This is a genomic window from Mycobacterium sp. NTMscope_Eco_3 (genome assembly GCF_976985685.1).
In genome coordinates, this window is the sequence record NZ_CDRJYZ010000001.1 from 1,787,513 (window position 1) to 1,805,606 (window position 18,094).

The 18,094-nt window shown below is 69.1% G+C and carries 16 protein-coding genes and 1 pseudogene; 6 read left to right on the top strand and 11 right to left on the bottom strand.

Features of this window, described 5'->3' with window-relative positions; translation table 11 throughout:
* Window positions 1-44 precede the first annotated feature (44 nt).
* The gene (locus tag AC0KTM_RS08260; RefSeq protein WP_472415416.1) at window positions 45-680 is read right to left on the bottom strand and encodes an MBL fold metallo-hydrolase; all 636 of its coding nucleotides are present in this window, start codon (window positions 678-680) and stop codon (window positions 45-47) included.
* The gene (locus AC0KTM_RS08265) at window positions 680-1,765 is read right to left on the bottom strand and encodes an S-(hydroxymethyl)mycothiol dehydrogenase (RefSeq protein ID WP_238957834.1); all 1,086 of its coding nucleotides are present in this window, start codon (window positions 1,763-1,765) and stop codon (window positions 680-682) included. Before AC0KTM_RS08265 ends, AC0KTM_RS08260 begins: the two co-directional genes overlap by 1 nt.
* 78 nt (window positions 1,766-1,843) lie before the next feature.
* Between AC0KTM_RS08265 and AC0KTM_RS08270 the strand changes: the two genes are divergently transcribed.
* The 3 genes from AC0KTM_RS08270 to AC0KTM_RS08280 all read left to right on the top strand — a co-directional run bounded on the left by AC0KTM_RS08270 (window position 1,844) and on the right by AC0KTM_RS08280 (window position 4,384).
* Complete coding sequence (locus AC0KTM_RS08270) at window positions 1,844-2,902, top strand: class I SAM-dependent methyltransferase (RefSeq protein WP_472415417.1); 1,059 nt, start codon at window positions 1,844-1,846, stop codon at window positions 2,900-2,902.
* Window positions 2,902-3,720, top strand: a complete 819-nt coding sequence (locus AC0KTM_RS08275; RefSeq protein WP_472415418.1) for a serine hydrolase domain-containing protein — start codon at window positions 2,902-2,904, stop codon at window positions 3,718-3,720. Before AC0KTM_RS08270 ends, AC0KTM_RS08275 begins: the two co-directional genes overlap by 1 nt.
* 151 nt (window positions 3,721-3,871) lie before the next feature.
* The gene (locus AC0KTM_RS08280; protein WP_038538591.1) at window positions 3,872-4,384 is read left to right on the top strand and encodes a DUF3145 domain-containing protein; all 513 of its coding nucleotides are present in this window, start codon (window positions 3,872-3,874) and stop codon (window positions 4,382-4,384) included.
* 91 nt (window positions 4,385-4,475) lie between these two features.
* Here AC0KTM_RS08280 and AC0KTM_RS08285 read toward each other — a convergent pair whose 3' ends face one another.
* Window positions 4,476-5,399, bottom strand: a complete 924-nt coding sequence (locus AC0KTM_RS08285; protein ID WP_472415419.1) for a diacylglycerol kinase — start codon at window positions 5,397-5,399, stop codon at window positions 4,476-4,478.
* Complete coding sequence (locus AC0KTM_RS08290; RefSeq protein ID WP_472417421.1) at window positions 5,396-6,976, bottom strand: FAD-binding oxidoreductase; 1,581 nt, start codon at window positions 6,974-6,976, stop codon at window positions 5,396-5,398. The genes AC0KTM_RS08285 and AC0KTM_RS08290 overlap by 4 nt, the downstream gene beginning before the upstream one ends.
* 47 nt (window positions 6,977-7,023) lie before the next feature.
* Here AC0KTM_RS08290 and AC0KTM_RS08295 point away from each other — a divergent pair, with 47 nt between their 5' ends.
* A complete protein-coding gene (locus tag AC0KTM_RS08295) occupies window positions 7,024-7,590 on the top strand; it encodes a TetR/AcrR family transcriptional regulator (RefSeq protein ID WP_225329002.1) in 567 nt (188 codons plus the stop codon).
* Complete coding sequence (locus tag AC0KTM_RS08300) at window positions 7,587-9,128, top strand: glycerol-3-phosphate dehydrogenase/oxidase (protein ID WP_472415420.1); 1,542 nt, start codon at window positions 7,587-7,589, stop codon at window positions 9,126-9,128. The genes AC0KTM_RS08295 and AC0KTM_RS08300 overlap by 4 nt, the downstream gene beginning before the upstream one ends.
* Window positions 9,129-9,162: 34 nt before the next feature.
* Here the strand turns inward: AC0KTM_RS08300 and AC0KTM_RS08305 are convergent.
* Window positions 9,163-9,294 (bottom strand): annotated as a pseudogene (locus AC0KTM_RS08305) (nucleoside deaminase); the annotation flags it as partial.
* 100 nt (window positions 9,295-9,394) lie between these two features.
* On the opposite strand from AC0KTM_RS08305, the gene AC0KTM_RS08310 reads away from it, so the two are divergent.
* Window positions 9,395-10,957, top strand: coding sequence for an FAD-dependent monooxygenase (locus tag AC0KTM_RS08310; protein ID WP_472415421.1), 1,563 nt, complete (start codon window positions 9,395-9,397; stop codon window positions 10,955-10,957).
* A gap of 62 nt (window positions 10,958-11,019) precedes the next feature.
* Here AC0KTM_RS08310 and AC0KTM_RS08315 read toward each other — a convergent pair whose 3' ends face one another.
* The 6 genes from AC0KTM_RS08315 to AC0KTM_RS08340 all read right to left on the bottom strand — a co-directional run bounded on the left by AC0KTM_RS08315 (window position 11,020) and on the right by AC0KTM_RS08340 (window position 17,918).
* Window positions 11,020-12,441: an acyl-CoA carboxylase subunit beta gene (locus AC0KTM_RS08315; protein WP_225329004.1), complete on the bottom strand. Its 1,422-nt coding sequence runs from the start codon at window positions 12,439-12,441 to the stop codon at window positions 11,020-11,022.
* A gap of 35 nt (window positions 12,442-12,476) precedes the next feature.
* Window positions 12,477-13,736, bottom strand: a complete 1,260-nt coding sequence (gene kasB, locus AC0KTM_RS08320) for a 3-oxoacyl-ACP synthase KasB (RefSeq protein ID WP_472415422.1) — start codon at window positions 13,734-13,736, stop codon at window positions 12,477-12,479.
* A gap of 137 nt (window positions 13,737-13,873) precedes the next feature.
* Complete coding sequence (kasA, locus tag AC0KTM_RS08325; RefSeq protein ID WP_225329006.1) at window positions 13,874-15,124, bottom strand: 3-oxoacyl-ACP synthase KasA; 1,251 nt, start codon at window positions 15,122-15,124, stop codon at window positions 13,874-13,876.
* The gene (gene acpM / locus AC0KTM_RS08330) at window positions 15,121-15,468 is read right to left on the bottom strand and encodes a meromycolate extension acyl carrier protein AcpM (RefSeq protein ID WP_008255908.1); all 348 of its coding nucleotides are present in this window, start codon (window positions 15,466-15,468) and stop codon (window positions 15,121-15,123) included. The genes kasA and acpM overlap by 4 nt, the downstream gene beginning before the upstream one ends.
* 75 nt (window positions 15,469-15,543) lie before the next feature.
* Entirely contained in the window at window positions 15,544-16,452 is a 909-nt protein-coding gene (locus tag AC0KTM_RS08335; RefSeq protein ID WP_238957838.1) for an ACP S-malonyltransferase, read from the bottom strand.
* 143 nt (window positions 16,453-16,595) lie between these two features.
* Window positions 16,596-17,918 (bottom strand): PucR family transcriptional regulator, encoded by a 1,323-nt coding sequence (locus AC0KTM_RS08340; protein ID WP_238957839.1) that lies wholly within the window; start codon window positions 17,916-17,918, stop codon window positions 16,596-16,598.
* Window positions 17,919-18,094: the final 176 nt, after the last annotated feature.

The following is an 18,094-nucleotide window of genomic DNA, read 5'->3' on the forward strand; positions in this document are numbered from 1 at the left end:
GGGCAACGATAATGGTTGGGCCGGTGGTCAGTTCGGCGTGCAGATCAGTGGCCGCGCGCCACCCACTCCTCGTAGTGCACGATCTCGTCGCCGATGGTGGTGCTGTCGCCGTGGCCGGTGTGCACCACGGTGTCGCCGGGCAGGGTACCGAGCCGCCCGGAGATCGACTGCAGAATCGTCGGGAAATCCGAAAAGGAGCGGCCGGTCGCGCCCGGCCCGCCGGAGAACAGGGTGTCCCCACTGAACACCACACCGAGCTCCGGCGCGTACCAGCACACCGAGCCGGGGGAGTGCCCGGGCGTGTGCAGCGCCAGCAGCTCGGTGCCGGCGACATCGATCGTGTCGCCGTCGGCGATCGTGCGGAAGTCCTTGTCCGGGTGTGTCATTCGCCACAACACGTCGTCGCCGGGGTGCAGGAGGACCGGCGCGTCCAGGGCCGCGCCGAGTTCGGGCGCCACCGTGACGTGGTCGTTGTGACCGTGGGTGCACACGACCGCGATCACGTTGCGTTTGCCGACGGCGGCCAGGATGGGCTCGGCGGCGTGCGCGGCGTCGAACACCACGACGTCGGAATCGCCGCCGACGATCCAGATGTTGTTGTCGACTTCCCAACTGCCGCCGTCGAGTTCGAACGTTCCGTGGGTGACCAGGCGCTCGACGGCGTTGTCCGCGGCCGCCATCAGAGCACCACCACCGAGCGCAGCACCTCGCCGCTGTGCATCCGGTGGAACGCCTCCTCGATGTCGCCGAGCCCGATGCGTTCGGAGACGAACTGCTCGAGCGGCAGCCGGCCCTGCAGGTACAGGTCGATCAGCGTGGGGAAGTCGCGTTCGGGTAGGCAGTCGCCGTACCACGACGACTTCAGCGAGCCACCGTGGCTGAAGAAGTCCACCAGCGGCATCTCCAGCGTCATGTCGGGGGTCGGAACACCAACCAGCACAACGGTTCCGGCGAGGTCGCGGGCGTAGAAGGCCTGCTTGTACGTTTCGGGGCGGCCCACCGCGTCGATCACCACGTTGGCGCCGAACCCGTCGGTGAGGTCCTGGATGGTCTTGACCACATCGAGTTCGCGGGCGTTGACGGTGTGCGTGGCGCCGAACTTGCGGGCCCAGTCCAGCTTGGTGTTGTCGGTGTCGACGGCGATGATGCGCCGCGCGCCCACCAGCGCCGCGCCGGCGATCGCCGCATCGCCGACGCCGCCGCAGCCGATCACCGCGACGGTGTCGTCGCGGTTGACCGCGCCGGTGTTGATCGCCGCGCCCAGCCCGGCCATCACGCCGCAGCCCAGCAGCCCGGCGACCGCCGGGTCGGCCTCCGGATTGACCTTGGTGCACTGGCCGGCCGCCACCAGCGTCTTGTCGGCGAACGCCCCGATGCCCAGGGCGGGCGTGAGCTCGGTGCCGTCGGTCAGCGTCATTTTCTGGGTGGCGTTGAAGGTGTCGAAGCACAGGTGCGGCCTGCCGCGCTTGCAGGCCCGGCACTGGCCGCACACCGCGCGCCAGTTCAGGATCACGAAGTCGCCCGGCGCCACATCGGTCACCCCGGGGCCGACGGCCTCGACCGTGCCGGCGGCCTCGTGGCCGAGCAGGAACGGGTACTCGTCGTTGATGCCGCCCTCGCGGTAGGTCAGGTCGGTGTGGCACACCCCGCACGCGATGACGTCGACCAGCGCCTCGCCCGGCCCGGGGTCCGGGACGACGATGTCCACCAGTTCGACGGGTTCGCCCTTCTTGCGTGAAATCACGCCGCGCACTGTCTGACTCATGGCCTCCAACCTACTGTTTGCCGCCATACATCTCGCGGCGGGCTGTCCACCCATCGGGCCGGTGTAGCGTCGCAGGGCGTGACGGCTTGGGAGACCACCGAAGAATTCACCGAACGAATCGCCTCGACCCTCGACGGCGCCAGCCTCACGATCTTGCTGAGCATCGGGCACCAGACCGGCCTGCTGGACACCATGGCCGGACTCGCGCCGTCGACCAGCGCGCAGATTGCCGAGGCGGCCGGGCTCAACGAGCGCTACGTGCGCGAGTGGCTGGGCGGCATGACCACCGGCCACGTCGTCGAGTACGACCCCGACACCGCCACCTACTCGCTGCCCCCCCACCGCGCCGGCGTGCTGACCCGCGCCGCCGGGCCCCAAAACCTCGCCGTGGTAGCCCAATTCCTGCCGCTGCTCGGCGAGGTCGAGCAGAAAATCATCGGCTGCTTCCGGGCCGGCGGCGGCCTGCCCTACAGCGAGTTCCCGCGCTTCCACCAGCTGATGGCCGAGGAGAGCGGCGCGATGTACGACGCCTCGCTCGTCGACGTCGTGCTGCGGTTGGTGGACGGCCTCGTCGAGCGGCTGCGCGCCGGCGCCGACGTGGCGGACTTCGGCTGCGGCAGCGGCCACGCCATCAACGTGATGGCGCAGGCGTTTCCGGCCAGCCGCTTCACCGGCATCGACTTCTCCGAGCAGGCCATCGCCACCGGAATCCGCGAGGCCGCCGACCGCGGCCTGACGAACGCCACGTTCGAAAGCCACGATCTGCCCGAGTTGGACAAGGTCGAGGCCTACGACGTCATCACCGTGTTCGACGCCATCCACGATCAGGCTCGACCGGCGCGGGTGTTGGAGAACATCTACCGGGCGCTGCGGCCCGGTGGCGTCCTGCTGATGGCCGACATCAAGGCGTCGAGCCGGCTGGAGGAAAACGTCGGCGTGCCGATGAGCACCTACCTGTACACGACGTCGCTGATGCACTGCATGACGGTGTCGCTGGCATTGGACGGCGCCGGGCTGGGCACCGCCTGGGGAACGCAGCTGGCTGTCGCGATGCTCGGCGATGCCGGATTCGACGACGTGCGGGTCGCCGAGATCGAAGCGGACCCGATCAACAACTACTACATCGCACGGAAGTGATGGCGGCCCTCGACGCTCTGGCCGACTGGCCGGTCGGGGCAGCGGCCGCCGCCGTCGTCGGGCCCGGGGGGGTGCTGGCCGGCCACGGCGACGCCGAGCGGGTGTTCGAGCTGGCCTCGGTGACCAAGCCGCTGGCGGCCCGGGCCGTGCACGTCGCCATCGAGGAGGGCGCCGTCGACCTGGACACGCCCGCCGGCCCGCCCGGTTCCACCATCCGCCACCTGCTGGCGCACACCTCGGGTCTGTCGATGCACTCCGAGAAGGTGCTGGCCGCGCCCGGCGCCCGCCGCATCTACTCCAACGAGGGCTTCACCGTGCTGGGCCAGACCGTGGAACGCGAGACCGGCATCGACTTCGCCCGCTACCTGGCCGAGGCGGTCTGCGAACCGCTGGGCATGGCGGCGACCCGGCTCGACGGGGGCGCGGTGGCCGCCGGGTTCGGCGCGACCTCGACCGTGGCGGACCTGGCCGCGTTCGCCGCGGACTTGCTGCGCCCGGTGACGGTCTCGGCGGGCCTGCACGCCGAGGCCACGACCGTGCAATTTCCCGGTCTGGACGGCGTTCTGCCCGGATACGGGGTGCAGCGGCCCAACGATTGGGGGCTCGGTTTTGAGCTGCGCGACGCGAAATCGCCGCACTGGACCGGCGCGCGGAACTCGGCGCGAACGTACGGCCATTTCGGCCAGGCAGGCGGGTTTATCTGGGCAGATCCGGAGATCGAGCTCGCGCTGGTGGTGCTTACCGACCGCGAATTCGGGGAGTGGGCGCTGCGGCCGTGGCCGGAGATTTCCGATGCCGTGATAGCCGAATACAGCTAATTCGGACTGCACACTAGCGCAACACGGGTATCACGAGGCACAATAGACACGCACGACACAGAAAAAATCGAAGATTTCAGCAAGCTGCCCTGCTTGTCGGGTCCACAGGCCGTTGGGGAAGACGTCCCTCGTGGAACCGAAGGAGCAGGAAATGCGAGCGTCGAATCAATTCGCCGACGTGACGACCGGCGTGGTGTACGTGCACGCTTCGCCCGCGGCGGTGTGCCCGCATGTCGAGTGGGCGTTGTCGTCGACCCTGGGGGCCAAGGCGAACCTGAACTGGACGCCCCAGCCTGCGATGCCCGGTCAGCTGCGCGCCGTCACCAACTGGGTCGGTCCCGTCGGCACCGGCGCCAAGTTGGCCAACGCGTTGCGCTCCTGGTCCGTGCTGCGGTTCGAGGTCACCGAGGACCCGAGCCCCGGTGTCGACGGCCATCGGTTCAGCCACACCCCGCAACTCGGCCTGTGGAGCGGGGCGATGAGCGCCAACGGCGACATCATGGTCGGGGAGATGCGGCTGCGGGCGATGATGGCCCAGGGCGCCGACACCCTGGCCGCCGAGCTGGATTCCGTGCTGGGCACGGCCTGGGACGAGGCGCTCGAGGCGTATCGCGATGGCGGCGACGGCGGCGAGGTGAGCTGGCTGAGCCGGGGGGTCGGTTAGTCGGTTGGCGGCGCGCCTCTCTGGAAGCACTGGGCGACTCTCCAGGCAGCTAGCACATCCGCTAGCGCTTATGGTTCCTGGAGAACGCGACCTATCGCTCGGCCGGCCGCAGGATCTGCAGAGCGCCCGGCACCACCGAGATCTCGGCCGGCAACGGGCACGCGAAGTCTCCGTCGGCGTAGACGTTGATGCCGGGGCACTCGACGTGGATCGATCGGGCCCGCGCGGTGCTGACCTCGTCGAGGTTCACGTGCGTGCCTTTCATCACGGTGGGGAACAGGCGGACCAGTTTGGTGCGGGATGCCGAGTGCACCATGGTGATGTCGAGCAGGCCGTCGGTGTAATCGGCGGTCGGACAGATCCGCATCCCGCCGCCGTAGCTGCGGGTGTTGCCGAACGCGGCCAGCGTGATGTCGGCGTTGATCTCCGTGATGCCGTCGAGCACCATGCGAAAGGGTAAGAGCCGCAACTGGGATAGCTCGGCGAGCATTGCGGCGTAATAGCGCAGCCGTCCGTGCGGCCAGCGCATCCGGTTGGCGCGATCGGTGACCAGCGAATCGAAGCCGGTGGCCGCCACGGTGCCGAACCATTTGCTCACCCCGTCGCTATCCGTAATCCGGCCCAGGTCAATGGTTTCGGACCAGCCGTCGACGATGACGTCCGCGGCCGCCTCGGCGTCCTGGGTGGGGATCCCGAATGCGCGGGCGTGGTCGTTACCGGTCCCGGCGGGCACGATTCCGGCGGGAATGTCGGTGCCCGCCAACACTTGCAGCGCATTGGAGAACACGCCGTCGCCGCCGGTCACCATGACCGCGTCGGCGCCCTTCTCCAGCGCCGCGGCGACCAGGTGCCGCGCGTCTTCGGCGTCGTCGCCGACGATTTCGACGACCTCCACGCCCCGCTTGTGCAGGCGGGCGATCGCGAGCTGGGCGGCACGCACGGCGGCGCCGTGCCCCGAGACCGGGTTGGTCAGCGCGATCACCTTGCCGATCTCGCGCCGGCGCAGCGGTGTCACGGAATCAGCTTGCCGGGATTGAGGATTCCGGCCGGATCCAAAGTCGCCTTGACCGCGCGTAACACCTGCACTCCCAACTCGCCGATCTCGTCGCGCATCCACGGCCGGTGGTCGGCGCCGACCGCATGGTGGTGGGTGATCGTCCCGCCGGTGGCCATGATCGCATCCGAGGCGGCCTTTTTGGCGGTCTTCCACTGCTCGATCGGATTGCCGCGCTGCCCCGCGACGACGGTGAAGTACAACGATGCGCCGGTGGGGTAGACGTGCGAAATGTGGCACATCACCAGCGCCGGGGTGCCGGTCTCGGCGAGCGAGTCGGTAAGTGCCTGGGTGACAGCGGCTTTCAGCTCGGTGACGTTCGACCAGTCGGTGGCGGTCTCCAGCGTCTCGCACAGGGCACCGGCCGCGAGCAGCGAGTCGCGCAGGTAGGGAGCGCCGAACCGGCCGCGCTCCCACGCCCGCGCGGGTCCCTCGCCCAGCGAGGTTCCGCCACGAGCCGCGAGCAGCGCGCCGGTTTCGGCGTGCCGGCTTTCGACGTGCTCCTCGGTGCCCTCGAACATGGTGATGGCCAGGCATCCGCCGGTGATCTGGGACTCGCCGATCGCCTCGGTGGTGGCCAGGTTGACCCCCGTCTCGGCCTCATCGGACAGGCGAACGACGGTGGGGCCGGTGGCATTCTGGGTGATGGCCCGCAGGGCCGCGGCGCCGGTCTCGAAGTCGGGGAACGACCAGGCCTCGTAGCGCACGGCCGCCGGGGCGCGGTGGACCCGCAGCCGCACCCGGGTGATGACGCCCAGGGTTCCTTCCGAGCCGATCAGCAGCTGGCGCAGGTCGGGGCCCGCGGCCGATTCCGGTGCGCGACCCAGATCCAGGGTGCCCACCGGGGTGATCACGCGCAGCCCGCGCACCATGTCGTTGAACCGGCCGTAGCCCGCCGAGTCCTGCCCGGAGGAGCGGGTCGCGGCAAAGCCGCCGATGGTGGCGTACTCGAAGCTCTGCGGGAAATGGCCGAGCGAAAACCCTTGCGCGCCAAGGAGTCGTTCGGCGTCGGGCCCGGTGACGCCTGCTTCGAAGACGGCCTGGCCGGACACCTCGTCGAGCGAGATCAGTCGATCGAGACGACGCAGGTCGAGCGAGACGACGGCGCCGAACTCGCCGCGATGCGGATCCAGGCCGCCGACCACGCTGGTGCCCCCGCCGAAGGGGACGACGGCGATGCGGCGCTCGCTGCAGTGCCGCAGGATCGCGGCGACGGCGTCCTCGTCGGCGGGTAGTAGCACGGCGTCGGGCGCGTCCTGCGGGCCGGGTTGAGTGCGGTTGAGCAGGTCGACGGTGGACTTGCCGCCGGCATGCAGCAGCCGATCGGAGTCCGCGGTGCGGCAGTAGTCGGCGCCGACGATGGCGGCCAGCGCCTCCCGGTCCGTCGGCGACAACGCCGACGGGCGCAGTTCCACCTGGTCGGGCTGCAGTTCGGCCGCGGGGGACCCCTCGACCCCCACAGCCTGCTGCAGCAACGACCGGATCCCTTCCGAGAGGGGCTTGGCCGCGGCGGGATCTCCCCACGCGTTCCATTTCATGGGCGGTAAGAGCCCCTCGGGATGCGTCATGCGTTACAGTATTACATATGTTGTCAATCCGTAACGAGCTGGATGTCGGTGAGCGGATCCTCGCGGCGGCCGCCAGCTGTGTGGTCGACTTCGGTGTGGACCGGGTGACCCTCGCCGAGATAGCCCGACGCGCGGGGGTCAGCAGGCCGACGGTGTACCGGCGCTGGCCGGACACGCACTCGGTGGTCGCGGCGCTGTTGACCCGGCACGTCACCGACGCGATGAGCGACGCGCCCCTGCTCGGCGACGACCGGGAATCGCTTGTGCGACAAATCGTTACGGTGGCCGACCTGCTGCGCCGCGACCAGCTGGTGACGTCGGTCCTGCACTCGGAGCTCGCGACCACCTACATCACCGAGCGGCTCGGGACCAGCCAGCGCATGTTGATCGAGGCCCTGGCCGCCCGCCTCCGAGTCGCCCAGCGCCACGGCAGCGTCCGGGGCGGCGACCCGGTCCAGATGGCCACCATGGTGTTGCTGATCGCGCAGTCGACCATCCAGTCGGCGCGCATCGTCGAACCGATGCTCGACGCCGACGCCCTGACCGCCGAACTTGCCCACTCGCTGAACGGATACCTGTCGTGATCCCCGACCCGACCGCCCTGAACGCCGCGCGGCGCACCGCCGACCTGACCGCGCTCGCCGAGGGCGAGCCGTTGGACGTCGTGGTGATCGGCGGCGGTATCACCGGCGCGGGGATCGCGTTGGACGCCGCGGCGCGCGGGCTGCGGGTGGCGCTGGTGGAAAAGCACGATCTGGCGTTCGGCACCAGCCGCTGGAGCTCCAAACTCGTCCACGGCGGGCTGCGCTACCTGGCGACCGGCAACGTCGGCATCGCCCGCCGCAGCGCCATCGAGCGCGGAATCCTGATGACCCGCAACGCCCCCCACCTCGTCCGGGCGATGCCGCAGCTGGTGCCGCTGCTGCCGTCGATGGGCCCGGGCACGCGGGCGCTGGTGCGGGGTGGGTTCCTGGCCGGTGACTGTTTGCGGGCGCTGGCGGGCACGCCGGCCTCGACGCTGCCCCGGTCGCGGCGGGTGTCGGCACGGCGCGTCGTGGAGATGGCGCCGACCGTGCGACGCGACGGCCTCGACGGCGGATTCCTGGCCTACGACGGACAATTGGTCGACGACGCCCGACTGGTCACCGCGGTCGCGCGCACCGCGGCGCAGCACGGCGCCCGGATTCTCACCTACGTCTCGGCTTCCCAGGCCACCGGCACCTCGGTGCGGTTGACCGATGCGCGCACGGGCGAGTCCTTCGACGTCACGGCTCGTGCCGTCGTCAACGCGGCCGGGGTGTGGGCGGGGGAGATCGACGCGTCGCTGAAGTTGCGGCCCAGCCGCGGCACGCACCTCGTGTTCGACGCCGCCGCGTTCGGCAATCCGACTGCGGCGCTGACGATTCCGATTCCCGGCGAGCTAAACCGCTTCGTGTTCGCCATGCCCGAACAGCTGGGCCGGGTCTACCTGGGCCTGACCGACGAGGCGGCGCCCGGACCGATTCCTGACGTGCCCCAACCGTCGGTCGACGAGATCACGTTCCTGCTCGACACCGTGAACACCGCGTTGGGGACCCGGCTCACCGCCACCGACGTGATCGGCGCCTACGCCGGGCTGCGCCCGCTGATCGACACCGGCGAGGGGCGCACCGCCGACGTCTCCCGCGAACACGCCGTCGTCGAATCGGCGTCCGGGGTGATCAGCGTGATCGGCGGCAAGCTGACCGAATACCGTTACATGGCACAGGATGTGCTGGATCGCGCCGTCCGGGTGCGGCGACTGCGCGCCGCGAAATGCCAGACCCGCAACCTGCCGCTGATCGGGGCGCCGGCCAACCCGGGGATCACGGCGGCGCCGGACGTTGGGCTGCCCGAGTCGCTGGTGTCGCGCTACGGCGCCGAGGCGGCCAAGGTCGTCGCGACCGCCACCTGTGAGCGGCCCACCGAGCCGGCCGCCGACGGCATCGACGTGAGCCGTGCGGAATTCGAGTACGCGATCACCCACGAGGGTGCGCTGGAAGTCGGCGACATCCTCGACCGGCGGACGAGGATCGGCCTGGTGCCGCGCGACCGGGAAAGGGCCGTCGCGGTGGCCGAGGAGTTTCTGGCGCGGTTCGGCTAGGGCGCCCTTCTCATGTCTTCGTACCACTCGCCCGATCCGCTTGTTGCACACGGCGATTGCGGCCGCGCCCGACCAGGCCGCCGTCGGCGGTGAACAGGGCGGCGCCGAGGGGGATGCCGCCCTCGGCCAGCCCGGGCCGCGGTTCCTCGAACGCGATGTGCAGCATTGCCGGTGCTGAGAGGCTCACGTGTTGATCCTCCACTACGCTGCGGTGCAGGGATAGGCGATCTCGATACTTGGGATCCGTCGCATCGGAAGGGGGCGAGATGGCGTCTCGGACTCCCGTGCTCATCGTCGGTGCCGGAGCGGCCGGGCTCGCCACCTCCGCTCTGCTCGCCAAGTACGGGGTTCGGTCGATGCTGATCGAGAAGCGACGCGAAGTCTTCATCTATCCGAAAGCCCGTAACCTGAGCTTTCGCAGCCTGGAGATCTTGCGCGGACTGGGGCTTAGCGACCAGGCGCACGCGGTCGCCGACGGTGTTTCCGGCATGGTGGTCAAGCCGACGCTGAACAGTGTGGACCAAGCGCCCGCCATGGACGTCGACGCCATCTTCGCGCCTTTCGCGGGACTCAGCCCGGAACCGCCCGCGCAGTATTGCCCGCAGAGCAAGCTGGAGCCGATGCTGCTCGCCGATACCCGCCGGCGAGGAAGCGAGGTCCGCTACGGAACGGAGCTGGTGTCGCTGGAACAGGACGAAGCCGGTGTGACAGTGCTTGTGCGGGAGCGTGATTCGCGAGATACCGAGACGGTGCGGGCCGGGTACCTCGTCGCCGCCGACGGCGTGCACAGCCCCATCCGCGACTCGCTCGGTGTGACCACGTCGGGGTACGGCGCGCTACCGATCTTTGTCCTTTTCGTCTACTTCAAGGCGTCCTGGAGACGGTTCGTTCCGGGTCTGGGCGATGGGGACGGCGTGCAGGTCAAGAACCCCGACGTGGACGGGATCTTTCTGGTGGCCGAGGGCGACCTCGGCATGTTCATCACCACCTACCTGCCGAGAGAAGGGGAGACCGCAGAGCAATTCACCCCCGAGCGGTGCGTCGAGCTGCTCACCAAGGCCGTCGGCGAGCCGATCGACATCGACGTCATCGAGATTGCGCCGTGGCAACCGTACGAGCGAGTCGCTGACCAATTTGCCCGCGGGCGAGTATTTTTCGTTGGCGACGCCGCCCACACCATGCCACCTTTCAAGGCCGGGGGCGCCAACACCGCCATCCAGAGCGCGGACAACTTGGCCTGGAAGCTCGCCGCGGTGGTGAACGGCTTGGCCGATCCCGCCTTGCTGAGCACCTATCACGCCGAGCGGCACCCGGTCGGACGCTTCAACGCGCGCCAGTCGCTCACCGGCCCGTCGTTGGCGCTGCTCAGGCTGGATGACGACCGGCCCCAATTGCCGCCGGACGAGGAGGCGCCGATATTCGCGTTGTTGGCGGGCTATCAATACCGCTCGGCCGCAGTCATTTCCGGTGCGCCGGTGCCTGCGGACCCGGACGCCGTGTCCCTGGTGGAGGAGCTGCGGGGGCAACCGGGCACAAGGGTTCCGCACGTGTGGGTGCGCGACGGGGTGTCGACGCTCGATCTGCTGGGCCCCGGGTTCACCGTGCTGACCACCAACGAGCGATGGTGTGCCGCCGCCGCTTCGGCGTCGGTGGCCGCGCATCGCCTCGATAGCGACGAGTGGGCGACCATAACCGGACTCGGGCCTTCGGGTGCGCTGTTGGTGCGCCCGGACGAATTTGTCGCGTGGCGCGCGGAGACGCTGCCGGCCGATCCGGAAAGCGCACTACGCCAAGCGCTCTCGACAATTTTGGGTCGGCCGCGGGCGTAACGTGGCGGCGACTTCTGTCGCGATTTTTCGCCGTGGCGTTACGTCCGCGGTAAGTAGGTGACTTACAGCGGGATGTTCTTGTGGCGGCCGCGGCGCGCGGGTGCCTGCGCCAGCGCTTCGGTGAGCTTGCTGCGGGTGTGCGACGGGTCGATCTTCTCGTCGACCACGCCGATCTCGATGGCGCTGTCCACGCCGCCCGCGATCCGTTCGTGCTCGGCGGCCAGCTCGTCGTGCAGCGCCTCCCGCTCGTGTTCGGGAGCGGCGGCCAGCTTCTTCTTGTGCAGAATGCCCACGGCGGCCTTGGCGCCCATCACCGCGACCTCGGCGTCCGGCCAGGCGTACACCTTGGTCGCGTTGAGCGAGCGGGAGTTCATCGCAATGTAGGCCCCGCCGTAGGTCTTTCGGGTGACCAGGGTGACACGGGGAACCGTGCACTCGCCGAACGCGTGCAGGAGCTTGGCGCCGCGGCGCACCACGCCGCCCCACTCCTGGTCGACACCGGGCAGATAACCCGGCACGTCGACGACCACCACCAGCGGGATGCCGAACGCGTCGCACAGACGCACGAAACGTGCCGCCTTCTCGGCGCTTTCGGAGTTCAGGCAGCCGCCGAGGCGCAGCGGGTTGTTGGCCAGCACGCCGACCGTGCGGCCCGACAGCCGGCCCAGCCCAATCACCATCGACGGCGCCCAGTTGGCCTGGAACTCGTCGAACGGCGTCTCGTCGTCGAGGATCGCGGTCACGATCGGGCGCACGTCGTAGGCCCGCCGCGCCGACTCGGGCAGCAGCGCGTGGATGTCGGTGTCACCGGCCTCGGCCTTGTTGCGGTCGAAATGGCCCTGCTGGCAGAACAATCCGACCAGCCGGCGGCCGCGCTCGTAGGCGTCGAGCTCGTCGTCGGCGACGATGTGGCACACCCCGGACTTCTTGTGGTGGGTCTCGGGACCACCGAGCGACGCCATGTCGACGTCCTCGCCGGTGACGCTGCGCACCACGTCCGGGCCCGTGACGAACACCCGGCTTTCCGGCGCCATGACGACGACGTCGGTCAGCGCCGGCCCGTAGGCGGCGCCGCCGGCCGCGAAGCCGACGACCACCGAGATCTGCGGGACGTAGCCGGACGCCCGGATCATCGCCTCGAACACCAGGCCCACCGCGTGGAGTGCCTTCACGCCCTCGGCCAGCCGGGCCCCGCCGGAGTGCCAGATGCCCACGATCGGGCTCTGCTCCTCGATGGCGGTGTCGTAGGCGTTGACGATGTGCGTGCAGCCCTCGATGCCCATGGCGCCGCCCATCACGGTGCCGTCGGTGCAGAACGCGATGGTGCGCACACCGTTCACGGTCCCGGCGGCGGCAAGCACGCCGGAGCGGTCACGCTCGTGCAGCAGTTCGACGCTGTCGTCGTCGAAGAAATTGCTCAAGCGCAACAGCGGGTCGCGGGGGTCGAGCGACTCGCCAACCGCCTCGGGGGCCGTGATAGTCATCGCAGGTCTCCTGATTCCGGTGTGTTGCTTGGGATTTAGTACCGCCCGAAGGCGATGGCCACGTTGTGTCCGCCGAATCCGAACGAGTTGTTGATGGCGTAGTCGTAGTTGCCGGGGCGGGGTTTGCCCGCCACCACGTCCAGGTCGATCTCGGGGTCGAGGTTTTCCAGGTTCAGTGTGGGCGGGACGACCTGGTCGCGCAGCGCGAGCACGGTCAGGATCGATTCCACGGCACCCACCGCGCCCACCGAGTGGCCCAGGGCCGCCTTGGGTGCGTAGACGGCCGCGTTGCCGCCGTGGGGGCCCAGCGCGTTGTTGATGGCTTTGCCCTCGGCGACGTCACCGACCGAGGTGCCGGTGGCGTGCGCGTTGACGTGACCAATGTCGCTGGGGGTCAGGCCGGCGAGCTGGATGGCGCGGGTCATCGCGTGCCCGGCGCGTTCGCCGTTGGGGTCCGGGGCGACCATGTGGTAGCCGTCGGAGGTGATGCTGGCGCCCATGATGCGGGCCAGGATGTTGGCGCCGCGGGCCTTGGCGTGCTCTTCGGTCTCGATGACCATCAGGGCGCCGGCCTCGCCGAACACGAATCCGGTCCGGTCGCGGTCGAACGGGCGACAGGCGCCGACCGGGTCGTCGTTCTTGGTGGACATCACGATCCGCATCTGGGCGAACGCCGCGATCGGCACCGCTTCGATCCGGGTCTCGACGCCACCGCAGATCGCGATGTCGGCCTCCCCGAACACGATGTTGCGCCACGCCTGGGCGATGCCCTCGGAGCCGGACGCGCACGCCGAAATGGGCGTGAGGACCCCGGCTTTCGCGTGCCGTTCCAGGCCCACCGCCGCGGCCGCCCCGTTGGGCATGTACTTCTGCACGCCGAGCGGGGAGACGGCCTTCATGCCACGAGCGCGCATGTCGTCGTAGCTGAAGACCATCTCCTCCGACGAACCCAAACCGGTACCGATCGACACCAGCAGGCGGTCGCTGTCGACCTCGGGCGAGCCGGCGTTCTCCCAGACCCGCCGGCTCAAGATGGTCGACATCCGCTGCAGGTAGCCCGACCGGCGCAGCTCGACGCGGGTCAGCTGGCTATCGAACTCCTCTAACAGATGACCGCCGATGCGCACCGGCAGGTCAAACTCCTCGACGAACGGATCCTCGAGTTTGCGGATACCACTTTGGCTGTCCAGCAACAGCTTCCAGGTGGTCTCGGCGTCAGTCGCCAGTGCGGTCGTCATGGCAACGCCAGTGACGACCACGTTCGGGAGTGTCTTCCCGGTAACCAGCTCTGTCATGGGTCTTGCGAACGTTCCTTTCGTGCTTCGTGGTGATCGCTCTCCCGGCGAGGCCGGGGGAAGCGGGTCACCACCTTCCGTGGTGTCCGGCTCCTCCTCGGGCCCTTTGCGGCCCGCGTCGTCGCCGGACGCCAGCTTTAGTAACGCCCGAAGGCGAGTGCCACGTTGTGGCCACCGAAGCCGAACGAGTTGTTGATCGCGTAACGGAAATCGCCGTAGCGAGGTTCGCCCGCAACAACATCCAGGTCGATCTCGGGATCGGGGGTTTCGTAATTCAGGGTGGGCGGGATGACGCCATCGCGCAGGCTCAGCACCGTGAGCACCGACTCGAGAGCCCCGACCGCACCGATCGAGTGGCCCAGCGCCGACTTCGGCGCGTAGACCGCCGCCTGCTGGCAACCGGCGACCCGGATGGCGTTGGCCTCCGCGGTGTCACCGATCGGCGTGGCGGTCCCGTGGGCGTTGACGTGGTCAACGTCCTTGGGGGACAACCCCGCCAGCTCGAGCGACCGCGTCATCGCCCGACCCGCACGCACACCGTCGGCCGCGGGGGCCACCATGTGGAACGCGTCCGACGTGATGCCGGCGCCCATCAACCGGGCCAGCGGCTTGGCGCCGCGGGCCTTGGCGTGCTCCTCGGTCTCGATGAGCATCAGCGCCCCGGCCTCACCGAACACGAAGCCGTCGCGGTCCTTGTCGAACGGCCGCGATGCGCGCTCGGGCTCATCGTTGCGAGTCGACATGGCCCGCATCATCGAAAACGCCGCGATCGGCAGCGCCTCGATGGGGCCCTCGACGCCACCGCACACGGCGACGTCGGCGTCACCCATGACGATCTGGCGCCACGCGTGGGCGATCGCCTCCGAGCCCGACGAACACGCCGACACCGGGGTGATCACCCCGGCGCGGGCGCCGAGCTGCAGACCCACCACGGCGGCGGCGCCGTTGGGCATGATCATCTGCACGGCCAGCGGCGACACCTTGCGGGGGCCGCCCTCGTTCATCAGGTCGTAGCTCTCCACGATCCTTTCGGCGCCACCGAGGCCGGTGCCGACCACGACCGAGAACCGGTCGGGGTCGAGCTCCGGGTTGCCGGCGGTCTCCCACAGCTGGGTGCTGAGCATCTTGGCCAGCCGCTGGACGTACGACATCCGCCGCATGTCGAGCCTGCTCATCTGCTCGTCGATGGGCTCCTTGAGGTGTCCACCGATCTTGACGGGCAGGTCCCACTTGGTGATGTAGTCGTCTTCGAGGACGTGGATGCCGCTTTCGCCGGCCAACAAACCCTTCCACGTGCTCTCGACGTCCGGCGCGATCGACGTCGTCGCCGTGACGGCGGTTACCACAACGCTGGGGTAACCGCCGTTAGCAGTGGAAGGCTTACTCACTTGGTGTCCGCTTCCAGCCTTGCCTTGACGTTGGCGACCGCGTCGGGGTTCTCGGTCTCCAGCTTGGCGCGCAGCGCCTCGGCAGCTTCGGGGTTCTCTTCCTCGAGCTTCTGGATGTAGGAGACGACGTCACCGACGGTGCGCAGACCGGCGAGGTCCTCGTCCGGGATCTTGACGCCGTACTTGTCCTCCGTCTGCACGGCGATCTCGACCATCGACAGCGAGTCGATGTCCAGGTCGTCGACGAACGACTTCTCCGGGGTGACCTCGGAGGGCTCGATACCGGTTACCTCTTCGATGATCTCGGCGATACCGGCGATGATTTCTTCCTGGCTGACAGCCACAGCGTGCTTCCCTTCGTAATGTGTTGTGAGTTAGTCGAACTGACGTGTTATGTGGTTGTACTGGATGCGGCTGACTTACAGCTCAGCCAAAGCCTCCAGGTCTGCGGGCGACTTGACGGCACGAGCCGTAACTCCCCGAAGTTCTCGTTTGGCGATACCGGTGAGCGTGCCCGCAGGCGGGAACTCCACGGCCGCACCAACTTCCAGCTCGCGCAGCGTCGCGGTGCACAGGTCCCAGCGCACCGGCTGGGTCAGCTGAGCGACGAGCGCCTCCATCGCCGCGGCGGCCGAGGTGACGGGCTTGCCGTCGCGGTTCGACAGCAGCGTCGCGGTGGGCTCGGCCGTCTGGACGGCGGCCGCCGCGGCGGCGTAGCCGTCGAGCGCCGACGCCATGTACTTGGTGTGGAACGCGCCGGCCACACCCAGCGCGCGCACCCGGGCCTTGGCCGGGGGGTCTTCGGCGAGCTTCTCCAGCGCGGCCAGCGATCCGGCGGCGACGATCTGCCCGGCGGCGTTGCGGTTGGCGGGGAACAGGTCGAGTTGCTCGAGGCGGGCCAGGACCTCGGCCTCGTCACCGCCGAGCACCGCGGACATGCCGGTGGGCTCGACGGCGCACGCCTTGGCCATCTCGGCGCCCCGCGTGGCGGCCAGGGCGACGGCGTCGTCCGCGGCCATCACGCCGGCGATCGCGTAGGCGGCGATCTCACCGACGGAGTGGCCGGCCACGACCAGGTCTTGACCGGCGAGCAGGCCGCGCTTGGCCAGCTCCTGGTGGGCGAGCAGCGTGGCGGCGACGACCAGCGGCTGGGTGACCGCGGTGTCGGTGATCTCGTCGGTCGATGCGGTGGTGCCCAGGCGCACGAGGTCGAGGCCACTGGCCTTGGACCACAGCGCCAACTGGTCAGCGGCGCCGGCGAGCTCCAGCCATGGCGAGAGCATCCCCTCGGTCTGCGAACCCTGTCCGGGCGCAAGCAATGCAATCACGTGTTTAAGAGAACACTGTGGAAACGGTTTTGGCGGGTGTAACAGATTATGAACCTCGTCTTAGGTTTTTGTGTACACCCTACAAAACGGCTCCGTAAGCTACGGGTTTGATATCGTCCCGCGACCTGTCGCCTGGGTCACTATCACCCGGTTTGACCGGCGACAGCCCCTTTGAGCGGCAGCGGAACCGCGGGCATGGCGTTGTTGGCGGCGCTGGGGGGATTCGTCGGATAGTTGAGTTGGCCCACCGTCGCCGCCACTCGCAGCACATATGCATCACGCGGCTGCATGGGATCACGGCCGGTGAAGTCGGTGATCCGCTTGAGTCGGTAGCGCACCGTGTTTGGATGAACGAACAACTTTCTGGCACAAGCTTCAATCGCGCCGCCACAATCTAAGTAAGCGTCAAGAGTCTCGATCAGCGTCGGGCCGGCGTCGGCCAACGGCCCCATCACATCGGTGTGCAGCGCCACGATCGCCGACGCGTCGCCCATCAGGGCCCGCTCCGGCAGGAGCTCACGGGCCGGCACGGGGCGCGGCGCCCCGCGCCAGCCGCCGACGGCGTTCATCCCGGAGATGGCCTCGCTGGCGCTGTGATAGGCCGCCGTCAGCATGGGCGCCGTCGGCCCGACCACCACGGGGCCGTCGGCGAACGCGACCAGCAGATCGCCGAGAAACTTGTCGGTTGGCGACAATTGCCCGGACACGATGGCGACCAGCCAGGTGCCGTGCACGTCGGTGAGGGCCGCGCGGCCGTGTTGTGCGGCGATGTCGCGGACGCGCTGACTCGCGCGCTCACTGTCGCCCGGGCCGGTCGACCCGTCGCGTCCGGGGGCAGGGGTTCCGACCACCACCGTCGCCGGCGCCGTGGTGTCCCAGTTCAGCGCCGCCGCCCGGGACAGCAGCTCCGGGCCGGTGTCGCCGCGGACCACCGCGTCGACCACGCTGGCCTCCATCCGGCTGTCCCAGGTGCCGCGGGCCTCGGCGGCGTCGGCGTACGCGCCGGCCGCGGTGAACGCCAGGTCGCGGGTGTACTTCAGGATGCCCACGGTCAGCGCGGTCAGCTGCTCCTCGGAGCGGGCCAGCAGCGGGACGACCTCCTCGAAGATGTCCATGGTGACGCGGACCATGTCGACGCTGTGGCGCAACGCGATGCGGCGCTGCAGCTCCTGGGGCACCAGCTCGAAGGCCTGCGCGGTGTAGCTGACGTTGCTGTGCGGATCTTGCATCCACTCGACGAAGTTGACGACGGCCGTCTGCACCACCAGCGCCACGCTGGCCCGCTGGGACGCCTCCAGGTCGGCGAAGAACGGCAACCGATCCTGCATGGCGGCGACCGCCTCGGTGGCCAGCCGCCCGGAGTACTGCTTGAGCCTCCGCAGCACCGATTCGGGCACCGCGTCCAGGTTTTCGAGCGGCGACCGGGGGTGCTTGGCGAACGGACCGGCGAAGGGGTTGTCACTCACCCCTAAAACCTACGCGACTTTTCTGGAAGTTTCCGCCAAAGGCGGCGCGTGGCGCGTGCGGGGTGGGTCCCCTCGGGCGCCGAGCGTGACGCTGGTGTCACGCTCGACGCCCAACGTGACGCTGGCGTCACGCTCGGCGAGGAAGCCCAAGGGGTGAATGGCCCGGGGAACGGCCC